This window comes from Nonomuraea sp. NPDC052116, from assembly GCF_040680035.1.
GTDB lineage: Bacteria > Actinomycetota > Actinomycetes > Streptosporangiales > Streptosporangiaceae > Nonomuraea > Nonomuraea angiospora_A.
This window is the reverse complement of the sequence record NZ_JBFAWA010000015.1, coordinates 177,976-197,846: the sequence shown is the minus strand read 5'-3', so window position 1 is coordinate 197,846 and position 19,871 is coordinate 177,976. Positions and strand designations below refer to the sequence as shown.

20 protein-coding genes are annotated in these 19,871 nt (G+C 70.0%); 11 read left to right on the top strand and 9 right to left on the bottom strand.

Annotation, left to right across the window (positions count from 1 at the left end):
* Nucleotides 1–52: 52 nt before the first annotated feature.
* From AB0L65_RS28230 to AB0L65_RS28215, 4 genes are read left to right on the top strand one after another with little or no spacing between them, the layout of a single operon-like run.
* Complete coding sequence (locus tag AB0L65_RS28230) at nt 53–2,863, top strand: nitrate- and nitrite sensing domain-containing protein (RefSeq protein ID WP_364250886.1); 2,811 nt, start codon at nt 53–55, stop codon at nt 2,861–2,863.
* Nucleotides 2,864–2,884: 21 nt separating this feature from the next.
* A complete protein-coding gene (locus AB0L65_RS28225) occupies nt 2,885–3,307 on the top strand; it encodes a roadblock/LC7 domain-containing protein (RefSeq protein ID WP_185071483.1) in 423 nt (140 codons plus the stop codon).
* A gap of 26 nt (nt 3,308–3,333) precedes the next feature.
* On the top strand, nt 3,334–3,696 hold the full coding sequence (locus AB0L65_RS28220; RefSeq protein WP_185071484.1) for a DUF742 domain-containing protein: 363 nt from the start codon (nt 3,334–3,336) through the stop codon (nt 3,694–3,696).
* On the top strand, nt 3,677–4,255 hold the full coding sequence (locus AB0L65_RS28215) for an ATP/GTP-binding protein (RefSeq protein WP_192790679.1): 579 nt from the start codon (nt 3,677–3,679) through the stop codon (nt 4,253–4,255). The genes AB0L65_RS28220 and AB0L65_RS28215 overlap by 20 nt, the downstream gene beginning before the upstream one ends.
* On the opposite strand, the gene AB0L65_RS28210 is transcribed toward AB0L65_RS28215, so the two are convergent.
* A complete protein-coding gene (locus AB0L65_RS28210) occupies nt 4,252–5,040 on the bottom strand; it encodes a nitroreductase/quinone reductase family protein (protein WP_364250883.1) in 789 nt (262 codons plus the stop codon). The two genes, AB0L65_RS28215 and AB0L65_RS28210, sit on opposite strands and share 4 nt — an antisense overlap.
* 70 nt (nt 5,041–5,110) lie before the next feature.
* On the opposite strand from AB0L65_RS28210, the gene AB0L65_RS28205 reads away from it, so the two are divergent.
* Nucleotides 5,111–5,560, top strand: coding sequence for a MarR family winged helix-turn-helix transcriptional regulator (locus AB0L65_RS28205; RefSeq protein WP_355207159.1), 450 nt, complete (start codon nt 5,111–5,113; stop codon nt 5,558–5,560).
* 4 nt (nt 5,561–5,564) lie between these two features.
* Here the strand turns inward: AB0L65_RS28205 and AB0L65_RS28200 are convergent, their stop codons facing one another.
* On the bottom strand, nt 5,565–6,329 hold the full coding sequence (locus tag AB0L65_RS28200; protein WP_364250880.1) for a TetR/AcrR family transcriptional regulator: 765 nt from the start codon (nt 6,327–6,329) through the stop codon (nt 5,565–5,567).
* A gap of 82 nt (nt 6,330–6,411) precedes the next feature.
* Here AB0L65_RS28200 and AB0L65_RS28195 point away from each other — a divergent pair, with 82 nt between their 5' ends.
* Both AB0L65_RS28195 and AB0L65_RS28190 read left to right on the top strand, forming a co-directional pair.
* Nucleotides 6,412–7,350 carry an ATP-binding cassette domain-containing protein gene (locus AB0L65_RS28195; RefSeq protein ID WP_364250877.1) on the top strand — a complete coding sequence of 313 codons (939 nt, stop codon included), beginning with the start codon at nt 6,412–6,414 and terminating at the stop codon, nt 7,348–7,350.
* The gene (locus AB0L65_RS28190) at nt 7,347–8,126 is read left to right on the top strand and encodes an ABC transporter permease (protein WP_364250874.1); all 780 of its coding nucleotides are present in this window, start codon (nt 7,347–7,349) and stop codon (nt 8,124–8,126) included. Before AB0L65_RS28195 ends, AB0L65_RS28190 begins: the two co-directional genes overlap by 4 nt.
* Before the next feature lie 4 nt (nt 8,127–8,130).
* Here AB0L65_RS28190 and AB0L65_RS28185 read toward each other — a convergent pair whose 3' ends face one another.
* From AB0L65_RS28185 to AB0L65_RS28165, 5 genes are read right to left on the bottom strand one after another with little or no spacing between them, the layout of a single operon-like run.
* Nucleotides 8,131–8,568, bottom strand: coding sequence for a helix-turn-helix domain-containing protein (locus AB0L65_RS28185; RefSeq protein ID WP_364250871.1), 438 nt, complete (start codon nt 8,566–8,568; stop codon nt 8,131–8,133).
* A 54-nt stretch (nt 8,569–8,622) separates the two neighbouring features.
* Nucleotides 8,623–9,564, bottom strand: coding sequence for an ABC transporter substrate-binding protein (locus tag AB0L65_RS28180; protein WP_364250868.1), 942 nt, complete (start codon nt 9,562–9,564; stop codon nt 8,623–8,625).
* A gap of 51 nt (nt 9,565–9,615) precedes the next feature.
* Nucleotides 9,616–10,587 carry an ABC transporter substrate-binding protein gene (locus tag AB0L65_RS28175; protein ID WP_364250865.1) on the bottom strand — a complete coding sequence of 324 codons (972 nt, stop codon included), beginning with the start codon at nt 10,585–10,587 and terminating at the stop codon, nt 9,616–9,618.
* Nucleotides 10,584–12,500: an ABC transporter permease subunit gene (locus tag AB0L65_RS28170; RefSeq protein ID WP_364250862.1), complete on the bottom strand. Its 1,917-nt coding sequence runs from the start codon at nt 12,498–12,500 to the stop codon at nt 10,584–10,586. The genes AB0L65_RS28175 and AB0L65_RS28170 overlap by 4 nt, the downstream gene beginning before the upstream one ends.
* Complete coding sequence (locus AB0L65_RS28165; protein ID WP_364250859.1) at nt 12,497–13,546, bottom strand: glycine betaine/L-proline ABC transporter ATP-binding protein; 1,050 nt, start codon at nt 13,544–13,546, stop codon at nt 12,497–12,499. The genes AB0L65_RS28170 and AB0L65_RS28165 overlap by 4 nt, the downstream gene beginning before the upstream one ends.
* Before the next feature lie 341 nt (nt 13,547–13,887).
* Between AB0L65_RS28165 and AB0L65_RS28160 the strand changes: the two genes are divergently transcribed.
* The 4 genes from AB0L65_RS28160 (at nt 13,888) to AB0L65_RS28145 (ending at nt 17,855) form a co-directional block, all read left to right on the top strand.
* Nucleotides 13,888–16,479, top strand: coding sequence for a nitrate- and nitrite sensing domain-containing protein (locus AB0L65_RS28160; RefSeq protein ID WP_364250856.1), 2,592 nt, complete (start codon nt 13,888–13,890; stop codon nt 16,477–16,479).
* On the top strand, nt 16,476–16,895 hold the full coding sequence (locus AB0L65_RS28155) for a roadblock/LC7 domain-containing protein (RefSeq protein ID WP_185071497.1): 420 nt from the start codon (nt 16,476–16,478) through the stop codon (nt 16,893–16,895). The genes AB0L65_RS28160 and AB0L65_RS28155 overlap by 4 nt, the downstream gene beginning before the upstream one ends.
* Before the next feature lie 98 nt (nt 16,896–16,993).
* The gene (locus AB0L65_RS28150; RefSeq protein WP_350730360.1) at nt 16,994–17,308 is read left to right on the top strand and encodes a DUF742 domain-containing protein; all 315 of its coding nucleotides are present in this window, start codon (nt 16,994–16,996) and stop codon (nt 17,306–17,308) included.
* Nucleotides 17,289–17,855 (top strand): ATP/GTP-binding protein, encoded by a 567-nt coding sequence (locus tag AB0L65_RS28145; protein ID WP_364250853.1) that lies wholly within the window; start codon nt 17,289–17,291, stop codon nt 17,853–17,855. Before AB0L65_RS28150 ends, AB0L65_RS28145 begins: the two co-directional genes overlap by 20 nt.
* Here the strand turns inward: AB0L65_RS28145 and AB0L65_RS28140 are convergent, their stop codons facing one another.
* Together AB0L65_RS28140 and AB0L65_RS28135 are read right to left on the bottom strand one after the other, a co-directional pair.
* Entirely contained in the window at nt 17,856–18,815 is a 960-nt protein-coding gene (locus AB0L65_RS28140) for an SIS domain-containing protein (RefSeq protein WP_364250850.1), read from the bottom strand. It lies immediately after the preceding gene.
* Nucleotides 18,812–19,840, bottom strand: coding sequence for a hypothetical protein (locus AB0L65_RS28135; RefSeq protein WP_364250847.1), 1,029 nt, complete (start codon nt 19,838–19,840; stop codon nt 18,812–18,814). The genes AB0L65_RS28140 and AB0L65_RS28135 overlap by 4 nt, the downstream gene beginning before the upstream one ends.
* Nucleotides 19,841–19,871: the final 31 nt, after the last annotated feature.

Sequence of the window (19,871 nt, the reverse complement as noted above, 5' to 3'; positions counted from 1 at the left end):
CGATTGAGGGGTAGCGGAAGCAGTGACGGGGAACTCCGACAGCGGCCCAGCCGTGAAGCGGGACCGCGGAAAGCGGCCACTGCCACGCCTGGGCCTGAGAAACTGGCGCGTACGGTGGCGGCTCACCGCCCTGATCCTGGTGCCCACCATGGCCGGCGTCGTGCTCGGGGGAGCGCGAGTCGTCGGATCGGTGCAGAGCATCGGCGACTACGACCGCACGGCGACCGGGGCGGAGCAGGCGGCCCATATCCGCGACCTGCTGCAGGCGATCGGGCTGGAGCGTGACACGGGCGGCTGGATCGGCGCCAACCGCGCCATGCGCAAGAAGCTCGCCCAGCCGCTCGCGCAGCGCAAGGCCGCGGTGGACACGCTCGTCAAGACCGTGAACACCGACCTCGACACGATCGACGACTCCTACGGCCCCCGCATCTTCAAGGCCGCCCAGCAGGTGAAGTACGACCTGGGCCGGCTGCCGAGGATCCGCGCCGAGGGCCAGACCGAGACCATCAGGTACGACTTCCTCACCGACACCCTGCTCAAGCTGCACGACGAGCTGAGCCTGCTGTCCGAAGACCCGCAGATCATCGGCCAGTTCCGCGCGCTGAGCGCGCTCGCCGCGGCCAAGGAGGAGGTCTCCCGGCAGCGCGTCCAGCTGCTCCAGGCCTCCTACGACAGCGCGCGCGTGGACGCCAAGGAGGTCGAGCAGTTCATCGCCTCCAACGCCCGCGAGCAGAGCGACATCTCCCAGGTCGGCGCGGAGGCCGGCGTCGAGGTCGGGCTCCAGCTGTCCAAGGCGCTCACCTCGCAGCCCGAGTACGTCAACGTCCAGCTCACCAAGGCGCGCGCGATCACGCTGGCCAGCGGCCGGGCGCCGGGCGTGCGGATCAGCGACAACCTGATCTCCGCCAACGGCAGCCGCGAGCAGTGGTTCAACGAGAACTCCGTGGCCGTCGACGTGCTGCACGGCATCGAGAAGGAGCTGGCCGGCCAGGTGAGCCTGCGCAGCAAGGAGCTGCGCGAGTCCGAGATCCGCAACGCGATCGTCGCGGGGATCCTGATCCTGGCGCTGCTGCTGCTGGTCCTGCTGCTCACCGTGGCGATCGCCCGCTCCATGGTCACCCCGCTGCGCCGGTTGCGTACCGAGGCGCTGGAGGTGGCCGGGTTCCGGCTCCCCGACGTGGTGCACCGGCTGCGGGCCAGCGGTGACGCGTCCGTCGGCGAGGTACGGCCGATCGAGGTCGACGGAAACGACGAGATCGGCGAGGTCGCCAGGGCCTTCGACCAGGTGCACCAGCAGGCGGTGCGGCTGGCGGGCGAGGAAGCCGATCTGCGCAGCAACATCAGCTCGATGTTCGTCAACCTCTCGCGCCGCACCCAGACGCTGGTCGAGCGGCAGATCTCGCTGATCGACGGCCTGGAGAAGGGCGAGCAGGACGGCACCAGGCTGGCCGACCTGTTCAAGCTCGACCACCTGGCCACCCGCATGCGCCGCAACTCCGAGAACCTCCTCGTCCTGGCCGGCCACGAGGCCACCCGCCGGCGCAGCCAGCCGGCCAAGCTGGTCGACGTCGTACGCGCCGCGCTGTCGGAGGTCGAGGGCTACGAGCGCGTCCAGGTCAAGGTGCACCGGGCCACCTCGGTGCTCGGCAGCGCCGCGAACGACCTGGTCCACCTGGTCGCCGAGCTGGTCGAGAACGCCATCCAGTTCTCCCCGAGCAACACCCAGGTCGTCGTCACCAGCAGCCTCATCGAGGGCGGCGGCGCGCTGCTGTCGGTGAGCGACACCGGCATCAGCATGACCGAGGAGGAGCTGGCCGAGGCCAACCGCCGCCTGGCCGAGCCGCCCGTCGTGGACGTGTCGGTCTCCCGGCGCATGGGCCTGTTCGTGGTCGGCCGCCTGGCGCTGCGCCACGGCATCCGGGTCCAGCTCAGGAGGGGCGAGGGCGCCGGTCTGATCGCGATGGTGCTGCTCCCGCCCACGCTGATCGTGGACGGCACGCAGCAGCAGCCGCTGCCGCAGCGGCCCGCGTTCGGCGGCGGTACGGTGCCCACCCAGGCGGGCCCGCCCCTGCAGAACGGGACGTTCAAGTCGTTCGGCAGCTTCGACTCCTTCGACGGCGGCCGGCGTCCCGACGGACCCGCTCCCAGGCACAGTTTCCAGACTTCCGAGAGCACACCGCCGGGACCGCGCTCGTTCGACAGCGGGCCGTACCATTCGGACCCCGGCAGGGCGGGCGTGAACGGATTCACCGCCGACACCGACGGCGGCTCCTACCGCAGGCAGCCATCCGCGTTCGACTCCAACGTCTACCCGTCGCTCCCGAGCACGGGCTCCTACCCATCCGGAAATGGCGCGTTCCAGACGCCTCCGCCGCCCCAGTCGTACCCCACGAACGACGTGCGCCGGCCCGACCCGACGCCCTCGGTCGAGGTGTCGCCGATGGAGCCGGAGCAGGAGGAGTTCCTGCCGATCTTCGCGGCGGTGGAGTCCGCCTGGTTCCGCAGGCCGCCGGAGGAGGCGGCGCCGCAGGTGACCGGAGATGGTGAGGACAAGCCCTCGCAAGCCGTACCCTCTGGGGAGGAAGCGTGGCGAACGGCGGCCGACGCCGGTTGGCGCGCGGCGGCCGCTGCCGCCGAGCCCAGCCTCGGCGGCATGACCGCCGCCGGGCTCCCGAAGCGCACCCCCAAGGCCAATCTGGTTCCCGGAACGGCGAACCAGCAGGCGCAGCCGCAGCAGCCGCAGCGGCCGGCTCCGATGCCGCCCGTTTCGGCGGAGCGGCTGCGCAGCCGGATGGCCAGCTACCAGCAGGGTGTGCGACGGGGCCGCCAGGAAGTACGTGGACAGGAGGAACAGAGTGAGTGAGCGTCCCGTCGGGGAGGATGCGTGACAACCCTTAGCCACGAGGCGAACAGGTTCGACTGGCTGATCACCGACTTCGTGCGTAACACGCCCGGAGTCGCGCATGCCGTCGTCGTATCGGCCGACGGCCTGTGCCTGGCCGCCTCCGAAGGCTTTCCGCCGGACCGGGCCGACCAGCTCGCCGCGGTCTCCGCGGGCCTGCTGAGCCTGACCGTGGGAGCGTCCAGGGTGTTCGAGGGCGGCTCTGTGACGCAGACCGTCGTCGAGATGCAGCGCGGCCTGCTCATCGTCATGGCCATCAGCGACGGCTCCGTGCTGACGGTGCTCGCGGGCCCGGACTGTGACATGGGCCTGGTGGCGTACCAGATGACGCTGTTGGTGGACAGGGCCGGGCAGGCGCTCACGCCGGCCCTGCGGGCTGAACTCCAGGCCGCCAGGACCCGGTGATGTGATGGAACTGATGGGAGAGGGCCGTGTACGGCGTTGACGGAGCTGGGGACGAAGAGCCCCTGTTCCGTCCTTACGCGGTGACGGGCGGCCGATCCGAGCCGCGCTATCACCTCGCGATGGAGACGTTGATCTCGTCGATGTCGATCCCGGACGACGAGATGGCCATGCTCACCCCCGAGCAGGAGGCCATCATGCAGTTGTGCAGGTCGTTCCGGTCGGTTGCCGAGATCTCGGCCCTGCTCCGCGTCCCGCTGGGCGTGGCCAGGGTGCTCGTGGCGGACATGTCCGACGAAGGACTCGTCCGCCTGCACCAGCCACGCCTCAGCCAGGGACAGCCAGACCTCAACATGCTCGAAAGGGTGCTCAGTGGACTACGCAGGCTCTAGCCCCGGGCTGACGTCGACGAAGATCGTCGTCGCCGGTGGGTTCGGCGTCGGTAAGACGACGTTCGTGGGGGCGGTGTCCGAGATCCTTCCGCTCACCACAGAAGCGGTGATGACGGACGCGTCCGCGGGCATCGACGACCTCGGTCTCACCCCCAACAAGCAGACCACGACGGTGGCCATGGACTTCGGCCGCCTCTCGCTCGACCGCGACCTGATCCTCTACCTGTTCGGCACGCCCGGGCAGCACCGGTTCTGGTTCATGTGGGACGACCTCGTCCGCGGCGCCATCGGCGCGGTGGTGCTGCTCGACACCCGCCGGCTGGCCGACAGCTTCCCCGCCATCGACTACTTCGAAGAGGCGAAGCTGCCGTTCGTGGTCGGCGTCAACGGCTGGGACGGGCAGTTCCCGCACGCCGAACAGGAGGTCAGGGAGGCGCTCGCGCTGTCGCCGCACGTGCCGATCGTGCGTACCGACGCCCGCAACCGCGAGTCGGTCAAGGCGACGCTGATCTCGCTGGTGGAGCACGTCGTACGGCTGCGTGCCGCACCCGTGCGCTAGCCCCAGGGGACGCTCTCCAGCGAGTTGAGCACCGGCACCAGCTGCTGCTCCTCATAGGCGAAGTGGGCCTCCATCTCGCCGGCGATGCGCTCCAGCGTCGCCGGCCCGGGGGACTCCCGCAGCTCGGCGACCAGCCCGGCGATCACCGCGTGCTCGGCGCGCAGCCGGTCGAGGGGCTCCTTCAGCTCGGGGAAGAGCTTCTCCAGGTGCGGGAACGCCACCCGGTCCTCGCCGTTGTGGTGGAAGGTCATCGCGTCGCAGAAGGCCAGGCAGTGCGCCCGCAGGTCGCCGGCGGGCGCCCCCTGGCGGACCTTGGCCAGCTCGCCCCTGAGGTGGTCGTGGATCCTGGCCAGCTCGTCCCCGAACGCCTCCAGCCGCTCGCGCTCGGGGTACAGCGCGATGACCGGGATGACGCGCTCGGTGTTCTGCTGGTAGGCGGCGAAGGCGGGATCGATCGCGGCCTGGCGGGCGTACAGGCGGTCGCGCTCCTCGCCTTCGAGCGGCACCGCCCGGGCCGCGAACCGGTCCTCTCCCAGCTCGACGATGACTCTCGGGTTGGCGAGCACGTTGTGATACCAGGCCGGGTGGGCGGCACCGCCCGCGTTGGAGGCGAACACCAGGACCCGCTCGCCGTCCCGCAGGTAGACGGCCGGGTTGGTGCGCCGCCGGCCCGTCTTGGCGCCCGTGGTGGTGAGCAGCACGAGAGGCGCGCCCTCGAACATGCCGCCCACCTTGCCGCCGTTCGCCCGGAACTCCTCGATCACCTGCTGATTGAAATCGGTCACGTCATATCCTTGGACGAGGCTTCGTATTTGCTTTGCAAGCAAAGCTAATTTAGACATCAAGGTGTTGGACATGTCAACAGACGGCTTGAGCGTGGACGACGGGATCAGGACGCTGCTGCTGCTGATGCCGCGGATGGTCGGGCGGGTCAAGCGGCTGGGGGTGCCCTCTGAGCTGCAGTCGTTGTCCCTGGCGCCCCGGCACCTGTCGCTGCTGGCCTACCTGCTGTTCGACGGGCCGATGACGGTGAACGAGCTGGCGGCCCGGCTGGAGGTGGCGCCCGCGACGGTCAGCCTGATGGTGGGGGATCTGAGCAGGAAGGGCGTCCTGGACCGGCGCGAGGACGACGCGGACCGGCGCCGTACGATCGTGAGCATCGCGGACCGGCACCAGGAGTCGATCAACGAGTGGCTCGGCTACGGCGCCAAGGCCTGGCGCGAGGCCCTGGAGCCGCTCACGCCGGAGCAGCGGCGGATGTTCGTGGACACCCTGATGGCCTACGAAAAGGCCCTGTCGGGCTGAACTGTCAGGCTGATCGGCGGTTTATCAGGGCCTCGACGCCGTCGAGGACGCGCTGCAGGCCGAACTCGAAGGCGTGCCCCGGGCTGTAGGCGGCGTTGAGCGCCTCGCCCGCCGCCTGGCCGACGCGCGCGGCCGTGGGGTAGCGGGCGGCGTCGGTGATCCGGCTGAGGAAGGGCGCGTGCGCGGCCCACCACTGCTCGTCGGTCATGCCCGTCAGGCTCTCGGCCTGCGCCGCCTCGACCGCGCCGCGCGCCGCCCCGTGCACGAACCCGGCGACCAGCGTGATCACCGAGTCCATCTCCAGGTCCGTCAGCCCGATGCCGTCCACGGCGCGCAGGTCGTAGTCGTACTTGGCGGTGACGTTGGGCCCGAGCACCGGGCGGCTCGACGCCACCTGCAGCAGCCACGGATGGCGCAGGTAGAGGGCCCAGTTCTCCCTGGCGATCTGCTCCAGCCGGCCCCGCCAGCCCCCGGGCACGTCCTGCGGCCTGGCCGTCTCGCCGTAGACGGTGTCGAGCATGACGTCGAACAGCTCGGGCTTGCCCGGCACGTACGTGTAGAGGGACATCGTCCCGACGCCCAGCCGCTCGGCCACGCGGCGCATGGACAGCGCCGCCAGCCCCTCGGCGTCGGCCACCTCGATGGCCGCGCGCACGATGCGGTCGACGCTCAGCTCGGGCTTGCCCTTGCGGCTGACGCGCTCGCTGGTGCGCCAGAGCAGCGCCAGGCTGCGCGCCGGGTCGCCCTTTCCCGGGTACTCAACGGTCACATCCGTACGGTACACCGTACGGTTGCCGTCTTGAACCGTATGCTGTACGGTACAGCGTACGGAATCAAGGGAGGGGACACGCATGCCGGCGGTGCTCGCGCAGGACCTGCGCAAGAAGTACGGCGAGAAGGCGGCGCTCGACGGGATCGACCTCGACGTGGGCCGGGGCACGGTCTACGGCCTGCTCGGCCCCAACGGCGCGGGCAAGACCACGACCGTCCGCATCCTCACCACCCTCCTGCGCGCCTCGGGCGGCCGCGCGGAGGTGGCGGGGTTCGACGTGGCGACCCAGCCCCGGCAGGTACGCCGCAGCATCGGCCTCGTCGGCCAGCACGCCGCCGTGGACGAGATCCTGACCGGGCGGCAGAACCTGGAGCTGTTCGGCCGCCTCCACCACCTCGGCCCGTCGCGGGCCCGGGCCAGGGCGGACGAGCTGCTGGAGCGGTTCGGGCTGGACCACAAGGGGCCGGCCAAGGAGTATTCGGGCGGCATGCGGCGCAGGCTCGACCTCGCGGCCAGCCTGATCCTGGCGCCGCCCGTGCTGTTCCTCGACGAGCCGACGACGGGGCTGGATCCGCGCAGCCGCACGGAGATCTGGCGCGCGGTGCGCGACCTCGTCGCCGGCGGCACCACCGTGCTGCTGACCACGCAGTACCTGGAGGAGGCCGACCAGCTCGCGGACCGGATCGCGGTGATCGACGCCGGGCGGGTGGTGGCCGAGGGCCCGCCGGACGAGCTCAAGTCCAAGCTCGGCGGCGACCGGCTCGACGTGGTGATCCACGACCCGGCGCGGCTCGACGAGGCCGCCGGGATCGTCCGCGGGGCGGCCTCGGGGCCGGCCGAGGTCGATCGGGACACCAGGCACGTGAGCGCGCCGGTGAGCGACCGGGTGCGGGCGCTCACGGAGGCGCTCGCGGCTCTGGCGGCCGCCGGGATCGAGGCCGAGGACGTGGCGGTGCGCCGCCCCACGCTCGACGAAGTCTTCCTGAACCTCACCGACCGCCGAGGGGGCGCCGTATGAGATGGGCTCTGGCAGACGGCTGGACCGTCGCCCGCCGCGACCTGATCCACTGGGCTAACCAGCCGATGACGGTGGTGTTCGGGATCCTCTTCCCCGTGGTGATCACGCTGGCCTTCGGCTACCTGTTCGGCGGCGCGGTCGAGGTGCCCTCGGGGGCCGACTACTTCGCGTTCCTCATGCCCGGCATGTACGGCATGACGATGCTCTTCGGTCTCAGCGCCACCATGATGGCCGTCGCCACCGACGTCTCCAAGGGCGTCACCGACCGCTTCCGCTCGATGCCCATGGCGCCTTCGGCCGTGCTGATCGGCCGGGCCGTGGCCGACCTGCTCAACTCGGTCCTGATCCTGGGCGGGCTGCTGGTCTGCGGTCTGGCGGTGGGCTGGCGGCCGTCCTCGTTCTGGGGCGCGCTGGCCGCCGTGGGCCTGCTGCTCCTGCTGCGCTTCTCGCTGCTCTGGGTCGGCATGTACCTGGGGCTGCTGCTCAGGGATCCGGGCGGCGTGGTGGCGATCCAGGTGCTGGAGTTCCCGGTCGGCTTCCTGTCGAACGCCTTCGTCGCCCCTGACACGATGCCGGGCTGGCTGGGCGCGATCTCGGAGTGGAACCCGCTGTCGTCCACGGTGGCGGCGGCCAGGGAGCTCTTCGGGAACCCCGGCTGGGGCGGCGACTCCTGGGTGGCCCAGCACGCCGTCCTGATGGCGGTGATCTGGCCGGTGGTGATCACCGCCGTCTTCTTCGTCCTGTCGGTACGCCGCTACCAGCGGCTCGACCGGTAGGGCGTCACTTCACCCGGTCGGTGAGGAGGGCGATGGAGTGCTGGGCCGAGCGGATGCGCCGGATCCGCTCCTCGTCATCCCCGCCCAGCTCCAGCCCCTCCTCGGCGATCTCCCCGAACGCGGCGAACGAGGCCAGCCGCTGCCGCACGACCTTCTCGAACGCGTCGTCCTCGATGCGGTAGAACGTGGTGCGCTCGCCCGGCCGGGTGCGCCGCCGGACGAGGCCGATGGAGGTCAGCAGGCGCAGGTTGGACGTCATGGACGCCCGGCTGGCCCCGATCGCGTCGGCGATCTCGCCGGCGGACTGCTCGGCGGGGACGCAGATCAGCAGCCAGCCCAGCACGCGCCCGGTGATGGGCGCCAGGCCCCAGGCGTCGCCGCAGAAGGTCGCCACGCGCTCGACCCACTCGAGCGTCCGCTCGCGGTCGTCGGAAGGAGCCATGGGTTCAGTTTAGGCTGAAACAACTGTCACCCATGCCACCTCGATCGCCGGGCCTCAGCGCGGGATCCAGTCCTTCCACACGATCTTGTTGTCCCGCACCCACCGCTCGGCGGCCTGCTCGGCGGTCATCTTCTCGTTGATCATGTCGCTGGCCACGGAGTTCTGGTCGTCGTTGGTCCAGGTGAAGTTGCGGACCAGCTCGTACGCCTTGCCGCCGGTCTGCGCGAACTTCTTGCTGACGATCTTGTCGAGCAGGTACGGCGGGTAGTCGCACGCGACCCGCTTGGCGTCGTCGTCGCAGCCCAGGGCATAGGGCGGCAGCGCCACCTTGACCAGTTTGACCTTGGTGAACAGCCATTGCGGCTCGTAGAAATACAGCAGCAGCGGCGTCCGGTTCTTGGTGGCGAACTCGGCCGCTTTGATCAGCGCCGCCTCGCTGCCCGAGTAGACGACCTTGTAATTGAGCCCGAGGTTCTTGATGAGCACCTCGTCATTCGTCACGAATGTCGGATCCCCGTCCAGAACCTGTCCGGCATTTCCGGTTTTGTCGGTCCGGAAAAGGTGCGCGTACTTATTGAGGTTTCGGTAGTCCGTAATGTCGGGGTATTTCTTCACCATCCACTCGGGGACGTACCACCCGATGATGCCCTGGTTCCCCGTGAGCCCGGCCGACAGAGCGACCTTCTTCTGCTCGATGAACTTCTTTTTCAGGTCGTTGTGGCCCCAGTTCTCGACGATCACATCGACCTTGCCCTCCTCGAAATCCTCCCAGGAATCGCCCTCCTTCATGGTCCGCTTGTGCACCGAGTAACCCAGCTCGTGTTCGAGCAGGTACGCCAGCACGGCGGCCTGGGCCTCGTACCCGACCCAGCCGTGGATGTCGATGTTGACGACGCCTTTCGACACCTTGGCGGAGCCGGGCTCCTCGCCGGAGCAGGCGGTCGTCAGCAGCAGGGCCGCGACCAGCGGCCCGACGAGCTTGTTCGTTCGCAACATGAGGGTCTCCCGGTGACCGCGGCCCCGCCCGGGGCCGCGGTCAAGAGGGGGTCACTTGGGGATCCAGGCCTGCCACTTGGCGGTGTTGGCCTCGATCCACTTCTTGGCGGCCTGCTCGCCGGTCAGGCCGTTGTTGGTCATGTCGTTGGCGACGGCGTTCTGGTCCTCGTTGGTCCAGCTGAAGTTCTTGACCAGCTCGTACGCCTTGCCGCCGGTGTCCGCGAACTTCTTGCTGACGATCTTGTCGAGGTCCATCTCCGGGTAGTCGCAGGCGACCTTCTTGGGGTCGGCGTCGCAGCCGTCGGTCCAGGCCGGCAGGTTCACGCGGACCAGGTCCACCTTGTCGAAGAGCCAGTGCGGCGTCCAGAAGTAGAACAGCAGCGCCTTCTGCTGCTCCTGCGCCTGCGTGGCGGACTTGAGCAGAGCCGCCTCGCTGCCGCCGGTGACGACCTTGTAGTTCAGCTTCAGGTTCTTGACCAGGGCCTCGTCGTTGGTGACGTAGCTGGGGTCACCGTCGAGGAGCTGGCCCTTGCCGCTGGACTCCGAGGTTTTGAACAGGGAGGCGTACTTGTTGAGGTTCTTGTAGTCGGTGATGTCCGGGTACTTGTCGGCCATCCACTTCGGTACGTACCAGCCGATGATGCCCTTGTTGCCGGTGGAGCCGGCCTCGGTCGCGACCTTCTTCTCCTCGATGAACTTCTTCTTCAGGTCCGGGTGGCCCCAGTTCTCGATGATGACGTCGACGTCGCCGGTCTCGAAGCCCTCCCAGGCGAGCTGCTCCTTGATCTCGGGCAGCTCGACGTTGTAGTGGAGCTCGTTCTTCAGCAGGTACGCGACGACGTTCGCGCTGGCCTCGTAGCCCACCCACGGGTTGATCGCGATCTTCACGGTCCCGGTGGCGGCGCTCGATCCGGAGGCCGCCGGGGCGGCGGAAGAGCTGGGAGAGGTCTCGACCTTGGCTCCGCCGCAACCGACAGCGGCGAGTCCAAGGGCGAGGAGGCCTGCGAGCAGGCGAATCTTCATGTGGTTTTCCTTTTTCGGGGGGAGGGGCGCCTGTCGGCGCCCTGCGTGATGCGGTCGAGCATGACGCCGAGCAGCACGGTCGCGATGCCGGCTATGAAGCCCATGCCGAAGTCGGGTCGCTGGGAGAATCCGACGACCACGTCGTAGCCGAGGGCCCCTGCCCCGACCAGACCGCCGACGACCACCATGGCCAGCGTCATCACGATGCCCTGGTTGGCCGCGAGCAGGATCGCCCGCCTGGCCATGGGCAGCTGCACCTTCCACAGGAGCTGGCCCGAGGTCGAGCCCGCCGAGGTGGCCGCCTCGACGACCGTGGCGGGCACGCCCTTGATGCCGTCCTCGACCAGCCGCACCACCGGCGGCACCGCGTAGATGACGGAGGCGAAGATCGCCGTGAACCGGGTGGTCTCGAACAGCGCCAGCGCCGGCAGCAGGTAGACGAACGCCGGCATGGTCTGCGCGGCGTCGAGTATGGGCCGCTGCACGGCCGAATATCGCGGCGAGCGGGCCGCGGCCACGCCGAGCAGCAGGCCGGCGACCAGCGTGACGAACACCGCGACGACGACCGTGGTCAGCGTCTGCATGGTGTGCTCCCAGACGCCGAGCAGCGCGATGGCCAGCAGGCAGACGAGGGCCGTCAGCGCCGCGCGTACGCCGCTCACCCGCCAGGCCACGGCCAGCACCGCCAGGGCGACCAGCCACCACGGGGACGAGGTGAGCAGCGTCTCCAGCGGGTTGAGCAGGACGCCGGTCGTGAGGTCCTTGATGAACGTGGTCACCCCGTACCAGCTGGTCTCGGCCCAGCGGACGGCGTCGTTCACCTCGGCCACGAAGTTGACCGTGAGGCTCTCCGGCCACGTCCTGGGCAGCACGGGGATGAGCGCGACCCCGGCCACCGCCAGCACGCCGGCGGCGACGAGATCGACCAGGCTCGGTTTCGAGTGCGGCCCGCGGTGGGCGATCGCCATCATGGTCCGGTCGAGCAGCACCGCCATGATGACGATGGCCACGCCGGCCGGGAGCATGATGCCGACCTGCGCCCGCGACAGGCCGCGGATGATGTCGCCGCCCAGGCCGGGCGCGGAGATCAGGTTGGCGATGACGACCATGGACAGGGCCATCATGATCGTCTGGTTGACCGCCAGCGCCATCGTCGACCTGGCCAGCGGCAGGTAGACCTTGAACAGCGTCTGCCGGCGCGTCGCGCCCAGCGAGCCGGACGCCTCGACGGCCGTGGGCGAGACCTCGGAGATGGCCAGCGCGGTGATGCGGATGGCCGGTGGGATCGAGTAGATCATCGTCGCGATGGCCCCGGCCGGGGCGCCGATGTGGAAGAACAGCGCGAGCGGCGCCAGGTACGCGAACGTCGGCATGATCTGCATGACGTCCAGCACCGGCGTGATCACCCGCCGGACGCGGCCCGAGAGCCCGGCCCAGACGCCCAGCGGGATCCCGATCGCCAGCGACAGCAGCACCGAGACCGCGACCAGGGCCAGCGTGTCGACGCTCGACTGCCAGAGCCCCAGGAAGCCGAACGCGCTCACCCCCGCCACCGCGGCCAGCCCGATCCGCCAGCCGCCCGCCAGCCAGGCCAGCGCGCCCAAGACACCGGTGATGCCGGGCCAGCCGAGCGCGTACAGGACGGACTGGAAGAGGCCGTACAGCCAGCCCACGAAGAGCCGGATGTAGTTGAGGAAGTACAGGAAGAGCGGGTTGTCGTTGCGGTGGTCGTCGATCCACTCGCGCAGGTCGGTGACGGCCAGGAACTGCGGCGCCTCCTTGTCGTGCGGCAGCGTCGCCGTGCCGCGGAAGACCAGGTACGCCACCACGAAGAGGACCGCCACCCCGGCGGGGACCGCCCACCTCGGCACCTTCAGCCGGGACGAGGGCGTGGTGACCGCGGTGGAGCTCATGCCTTCACCGTGACGTCCGCGCCGGACAGGAAGGTCAGCAGGTCCACGCGGTCCACGACGCCCACGAGGTCGTCGCCGTCCACCACCCTGATGGGGCGGGAGGAGGCGGACGAGGCGCCGATGGCGTCCATGACGAGCGTGGTGGCCGGGAGGACGGGCCCGTCCAGCGGCTCGCCGGACTCGGGCTCGCGGCAGATCCAGCGCAGCGTCAGCACGTGGCTCCTGGGCACGTCGCGGACGAAGTCGGCCACGTAGTCGTCGGCGGGCGCGCCCACCAGCTCCTCCGCGGTGCCGAGCTGCACGATCGAGCCCGCCCGCATGATCGCGATCCGCTCGCCCAGCTTCAGCGCCTCGGACAGGTCGTGCGTGATGAACACCATCGTCTTGCCGACTTCCCGGTGCAGGCGGATCACCTCGGCCTGCATGTCACGCCTGATCAGCGGGTCGAGCGCGCTGAACGGCTCGTCGAACAGCATCACCTGCGGGTCCACGGCCAGCGCGCGGGCCAGGCCGACGCGCTGCTGCATGCCGCCGGAGAGCTGGTCGGGGTAGGCGTCGGCGTACCCGTCGAGGCCGACGAGGGAGAGGATCTCCGCCGCCCGCGCGTGCCTGGCCGCCTTGGCGGTGCCCTGGATCTCCAGCCCGTACGCCACGTTGTCGATCACCTTGCGGTGCGGTAGCAGGCCGAAATGCTGGAAGACCATGCTGACCTGGTGGCGGCGGATCTCCCGGAGCCGGGCGGGGGAGGCGCGGCCGATGTCCTCGCCGCCGATCCTGATCTCGCCCGCGCTGGGCTCGATCAGCCGGGTGAGGCAGCGTACGAGGGTGGACTTGCCGCTGCCGGACAGGCCCATGACCACGAAGACCTCGCCCGGTCGCACCTCGAAGCTCACGTCCCTGACGGCGGCGGTGCAGCCGGTCTTCTCTCTCAGTGCGGCCTGCTCGAGATGCCTGTCCTCGCTGTCCAGGACTTTCTGCGCCCTGGATCCGAAGATCTTCCAAAGGCCCTCAACAGTGATGGCCGCGCTGTCGGGAGAATCCCCCACCCTCGCCTCCTTCTTTGACCGCCACAACATATGGCGCGATTAACGGAAATCTCAACGCCGTGACACTCCAGAGACCTCCATGCTCCTGTGGTGTTATGGGATTGGAACGTACTAAAGCCCCACATAGGGACATTCAACTCTTTAGGGGGTTATTTCCCGCTTTCCGATCATGAATCATGGAGCTCCAGGTTTTGGCACTTGAGTCACACGAGTCGCTTTTTGTAGCGTTATGTTCGGGTGGGCCACACTGCTGTGGGATGTGTTCTAATTGGCCGGCACTTAGCTGATTTCCCATGGGACACAGCCCCCTCAAATACGCCGATTCGGGCGAGGTGCGTTCGGTGACTACAGCGTTGGGTGAGAGGCAGGCCAGTAACGGCAACTGGCGGCTGAGCAATTGGCGCGTCCGCGCGCGCCTTGTCGCCCTCATCCTGATCCCGACGGCCGCCGCCGTCCTGCTCGGCGGCATCCAGGTGCTCGCCAGGACGTCAGCCGCCGGTGACTACGCGCGTACCAACCAGTTCGCCCAGCTCTCCGCCGAGCTGGGCGCGCTCACCCACCAGGTCGCGGCCGAGCGGGCCACGACCGCCTGGTACATCGCGCGCAACCGGCCGGCGGGCATGCTCTCCACGGTGCAGGCCCAGATGGACCAGGCCGACCTGGCCGTCAGGCAGGTACGCGGCACCGCCGGGCAACTGCTGACCGAGGTCAGCGGCCGTAGCGCCGACCAGCTCGAGAACCTGCTCAGCCGCCTGGACGACCTGACCGCCCTGCGCAAGCAGGCGCTGGAGGCCAACCTGCTGCCGGGCCCCGCCGTCGAGCTCTACACGACCGTGATCGGCGACCTGCTCTCCGTCCACAACGAGCTGATCAAGGACAGCGTGGACGACGAGCTGTTCCGCCAGACCCGCATGCTGAACGCCCTGGCGAGAGCGAAGGAGAGCGTCTCCTACCAGCAGGCGCTGGTCACCGCGGTGCTCGTCGAGGGCGCGTTCGACCAGGACCAGCTCAAGCGCTTCCTCGGCGAGCAGTCCAAGGAGCTGAACGAGCGCAAGGCGTACTCGACCGAGGCCACCGCCGACGAGCGCCGCTTCTTCGACGAGACCGTCAACGGCAGGTCCGCCGACCGCATGCTGTTCCTGCGCGAGCTGGTGCTGATCAGGAGCACGAAGGGACTGCCGCTGCGCGGCCTCGACCTGAGCAAGCGCGACGACGCCAAGGAGTGGTTCGACGCGGCCAACGTGGTCGTCGACTCCATGCGCGAGGTCGAGGAGCGCCAGGCCCAGGGCATCGTGGCACGCAGCGAGGCGCTCAGCGCGGACGAGCGGCAGCAGGCGTTCGTGACCGCGGGCGCCGTGCTCGCGCTGCTCGTGGCGGTCCTGCTCATCACCACCGGAGTGGCCAGGTCGCTCGTGCGGCCGCTGCGCCGCCTGCGCGGCGAGGCGCTGGAGATCGCGGGCAGGCGGCTGCCGGACTTCGTCCAGCACCTGCGCGAGTCCCGCGACGGCGCCGTCCAGGCCGAGGTCCCGCCCATCGGGATCTTCTCCAGGGACGAGGTCGGCGAGGTCGCCCGCGCGTTCGACGAGGTGCACCGCGAGGCCGTACGGCTGGCGGGCGACGAGGCCAAGCTGCGGGCGAACGTCAACGCCATGTTCGTCAACCTGTCCAGGCGCAGCCAGACGCTGGTCGAGCGGCAGCTCACGCTGATCGAGCGGCTGGAGCGCGGCGAGCGCGACGACACCCGGCTCGGCGACCTGTTCAAGCTCGACCACCTGGCCACCCGCATGCGCCGCAACAGCGAGAACCTCCTGGTCCTGGCCGGCCAGGAGGCGGCCCGCAAGTGGAGCGAGCCGGTCGAGCTGATGGACATCGTCCGGGCCGCGCTCGGCGAGGTCGAGAGCTACGACCGGGTCAGCATCCAGGTCCAGTCGGACGTCGCCATCGCCGGCCAGGCCGTCACCGACGTGGTGCACCTGCTGGCCGAGCTGGTCGAGAACGCGGTCTCGTTCTCCTCGCGGGACACCAAGGTCATCATCTCCAGCAGCCGCATCGACACCGGCTCGCTGATGTTGTCGGTCACCGACCACGGCATCGGCATGAGCGCCGAGGAGCTGGCCGAGGCCAACTGGCGGCTGGCGAACCCGCCCGTCGTGGACGTGTCGGTGTCGCGGCGCATGGGCCTGTTCGTGGTCGGCCGGCTGGCCCTGCGGCACAGCATCCGCGTCCAGCTGCGCATGCAGGACATCGGCGGGCTGACCGCCATGGTGCTGATCCCGCCCGCGCTGCTCACGGCGGTGTCGGGCACGATGCCGGGTGCGGTGCCCGTGCCGGCGCGCATCCCGGTGCCCAGGCAGGCCCACCCGCCGACACCGGCCGCGCCCTTCCCGGGACACCCGTCCTTCGGGACCCTGCCGCCCGCGGACCCCTTTCCCGGGCCCCCGCACGGGCATCCGTCGCTGGACATCGTGCCCGCGGCGCCCGAGCCGTCGTCCTGGTTCAGCTCGTCGCAGGCGTACTCGGTCGAGCAGCTACCGCCGGACCTGGGCGGGCCGGCGGACTCCTACCCGTCGTTCGCCACCCCGCCGGCGCCGTCCAGGGACGAGGAGTTCCTGCCCATCTACTCCGCCGTCGAGGGGAGCGGCTGGTTCACCAAGACCACGCCCACGGCCGACCATCGCGACCCGGCCTGGTCCTCACCCGCCGATCAGGGCTGGCAGGCGGCCGGCGCGGCCGCCGAACCGGCGCAGAACGGCATGACCAACTCAGGCTTGCCGAAGCGGACTCCGAGGGCGAATCTGGTACCGGGCACCGCGAGTCCGAAACCCCCGACCGCTTCCGCTCCTCCGGTGTCGCCTGACCGGTTGCGCAACAGGCTGGCCAGCTACCAGCAGGGTGTGCGCAAGGGTCGCGCCGAGCTCGAGGAGGACTCATGAAGGAGCTCAGCCAGGCGGCCAGGGACATGAACTGGCTGGTCAGCAGCTTCGTCGACGAGGTCCCTGGCGTGGCGCACGCGGTGGTCGTGTCCGCCGACGGGCTGCCGATGGCCTACTCCAGGGGCTTCCCCAAAGATCGCGCCGACCAGCTGGCCGCGATCGCGGCCGGGCTCGTCAGCCTCACGCAGGGGTCGGCGCGCGTGTTCGAAGGCGGCGGGGTCACCCAGACGCTCGTCGAGATGGACCGCGGCCTGCTGCTGGTCATGTCGATCAGCGACGGATCCTGCCTGGCGGTGCTGGCCGCGCCCGACTGCGACATGGGCCTGGTGGCCTATCAGATGACGATCCTGGTCGAGCGCGCCGGGCAGGTGCTCACGCCTGCCGTGCGGGCGGAACTGTCGGCGGCGCGTCCGTAATGGATCCCGCTGCGGCCGGACAGACAGGGTGATGGGAGTAGACGTTGGCATCGTGGCACAACGATGAACCGGAGCCGGAGCGCAGCTCGCTCGTCCGGATGTACGCCGTCACCGGTGGCAGGACGACTCCTCGTACGGAGCTCGCCATGGAGGCCCTGGTATCGTCGGCCACCTCGGCACGACTCGGCATGACGTACACCCGTGAATATCGCGCGATCAGCGAGCTGTGCCGGCAGGTGCGCTCCGTGGCGGAGATCTCCGCGCTGCTGGGCGTTCCTCTCGGGGTGGCGAGGGTGCTGGTGGCCGATATGGAGGCGGATGGGCTGGTGAGGGTGTACCAGCCCCAGCTGGACGCGGGCCTTCCCGACAGGGGCCTGCTCGAAAGGGTATTGAGTGGACTTCGCAGGCTCTAGCCAGCTCACCTCCACGAAGATTGTCGTGGCGGGCGGGTTCGGTGTAGGGAAGACCACGTTCGTGGGCTCCGTGTCCGAGATCATGCCGCTGACCACGGAGGCGGTGATGACGGACGCGTCCGAGGGCATCGACGACATCGGGCTCACGCCGGGCAAGACCACCACCACCGTGGCCATGGACTTCGGGCGGCTCTCGCTGGACCACGACCTGATCCTCTATCTGTTCGGCACGCCGGGGCAGCACCGGTTCTGGTTCATGTGGGACGACCTCGTCCGCGGCGCCATCGGGGCCGTGGTGCTGGTGGACTCGCGGCGGCTGGCCGACAGCTTCCCGGCCATCGACTACTTCGAGGAGTCCGGCATCCCGTTCGTCATCGGGGTGAACGGCTGGGACGGGGTGTTCCCGCACAGCGAGAGCGAGGTGCGGGAGGCGCTCACGCTCTCCCCGCACATACCGGTCATCCGCACCGACGCGCGGGCGCGGCCGGCGGTCAGGAACACCCTCATCGCGCTCGTCGAGCACGCGCTCGCCGCGCGGGCCCACTGACTACCGCGCCGACCACCAATTCCCGGCGACCAGCTCGGCCACCAGCGTCTCGGTGAGCAGGGCGACGTCCGGGTCGTCGTCGTGCGCGTACCTGACGGCGGCCCTGGCGTCCTTGACCTCGCCGCCCACCGTGACCACCGTGGAGCCGCGCTCGCGCACCCAGTCCATGGCCTGCTCGGTGTAGCGGGAGCCGGGGTAGAGCAGCGCGCGGTAGTCGAGCGTCTTGGTGAGGTAGACGTCCACGTGTGACCAGTCGCCCGTCTCGCACGCGTCGGCGGGACGGCGCGGGCCCTCGCGGAACATCAGCGCCGACTGCTCGGCCGACGACAGCCGCTCGGCGGGGGCGACGGTGTAGACGCCACGATCGCCGTCCAGCAGCTCCATGGTCATGGGAAGCCATTCGTCCCTCCTGTCCAGGAGGTCCGTCGTGGCCTCGGCGGCCCGCTCCAGCAGCTTCGGCAGGTCGCGGCCCGTCCCGGTGAGGTGGGCCTCCAGGGCCAGGAGGAGGGCCAGGGTGTGCTGGAACGTCCGGCAGGCGACGCCGCCGCGCTCCTCGCCCGCGCGCATGTCGACCACCAGGTCGGCCCGCTCGGCGAGAGGGGAGCCCTGGATGTTGGTGAGTGCCGCCAGGTAGGACGGGCCGCCCGTGTACCGTTCCACGGCGTCGAGGGTCTCCCTGCTCGAACCGCTGGCCGAGATCGGGACGACCAGGGTGTCGGCGGCGGCCGGGTAGGTGGCCTCCGCGGAGGCGTAGTCGGCGTACGCGTCCACGCCCGCCCGGCGCAGGCGCAGCGCGGCCACGCCCGCGGCGTACCGGGAGCTGCCCATGCCCAGGAAGAGCACCCGGGTCAGGCCCGAGGGGAGCGCCGCGAACGGGTTCTCCTCCCTCAGGGCGGCGGCCAGGCTCCTGAGCGCCGCCGGCTTGGCCTCCAGGTCGGACAGGTAGAGCTCGGAATTCACGTGATGTTCTCCTCTTGGTACCAGGTGCGCAGGACGCCCATGGGGGCGTAGCGCCAGCGGGGCAGGTGGCGGGCGGCGTAGATGAGCTCGCGGCACTCCTGCTCCACCTCGAACGGCCGGACCAGTCTCTCGTCGAGCAGGTCCGGCCGGTCCTTCTCGGCCAGGCGGGCCCTGTAGGCGGCCAGCAGCCCGGCGCGCGCCTTCGCCGCCCAGGTCGCCGCCGCGCCGGGGTCGGTGCCCCTCCGCTTGATCGCCACCTGGGCCACGTGCTCGATGCTCGTGGTGAGCTGGGCCACGTCCCTGGCGGCCGGCTGGCACGGGTCGGCGTCGGTGACGGTGGGATTGCCGTCGAAGTCGATCACCGCGTAGCCGTCCCGCCATTTGAGGATCTGGCCCACGTGCAGGTCGCCGTGGATCCTGATGCGGGGGCCGGTGATCGGCTCCTGGAGCGCGGCCAGCTCGCGCCGGATCGCCAGGGTCCGCGCGGCCAGCCACGCGCCGTCCTCGCCGTCCGTGAGCGCGAGCGCCTCCGCGAGCGCGGCCTCCGCCCTGGCCGCCGTACCCGCGGCGCCGGGCTCCTGCGCGGGGGTGGGGAGGGTGGCGAGGGCGAGGTGCAGGTCGGCGGCGAGTCGGCCGAGCACGGGAGCGAAGTCCGTGGCGCCGGCCTCGGCCTCGTCGACGCACCACTCCCAGCCGTCGCGCGCCTCCGGAAGGTAGCCCGTGACCAGGGCCAGGAGCTGCTCGGTCCCGTCCACAGCGCGGGTCAGGGCCGCGTAAGGGGGTGCTGTGTCGTTGAACCCCGCCTCAACGAGGTGGGCGAAGACCTCTGGGGTGGGGTGGGGCAGGGGGACGGGTGGGGCGATCCACTTGACGACGACCTTCTCGTCCACGATCACCGAGTAGTTCGTCTGGTCCACGTGCGCGCCGAACTCCCGCTCACCTGGGGCCCCAGTGTGGAGATCTCCAAGGCTGTACGAGAGGGTGGGCAGCGGGAGGAAGCGCCGCACCGCGAACGGCGGCGGCACCTCACCCTCCAGCAGCGGGAGAAGTGTGGCG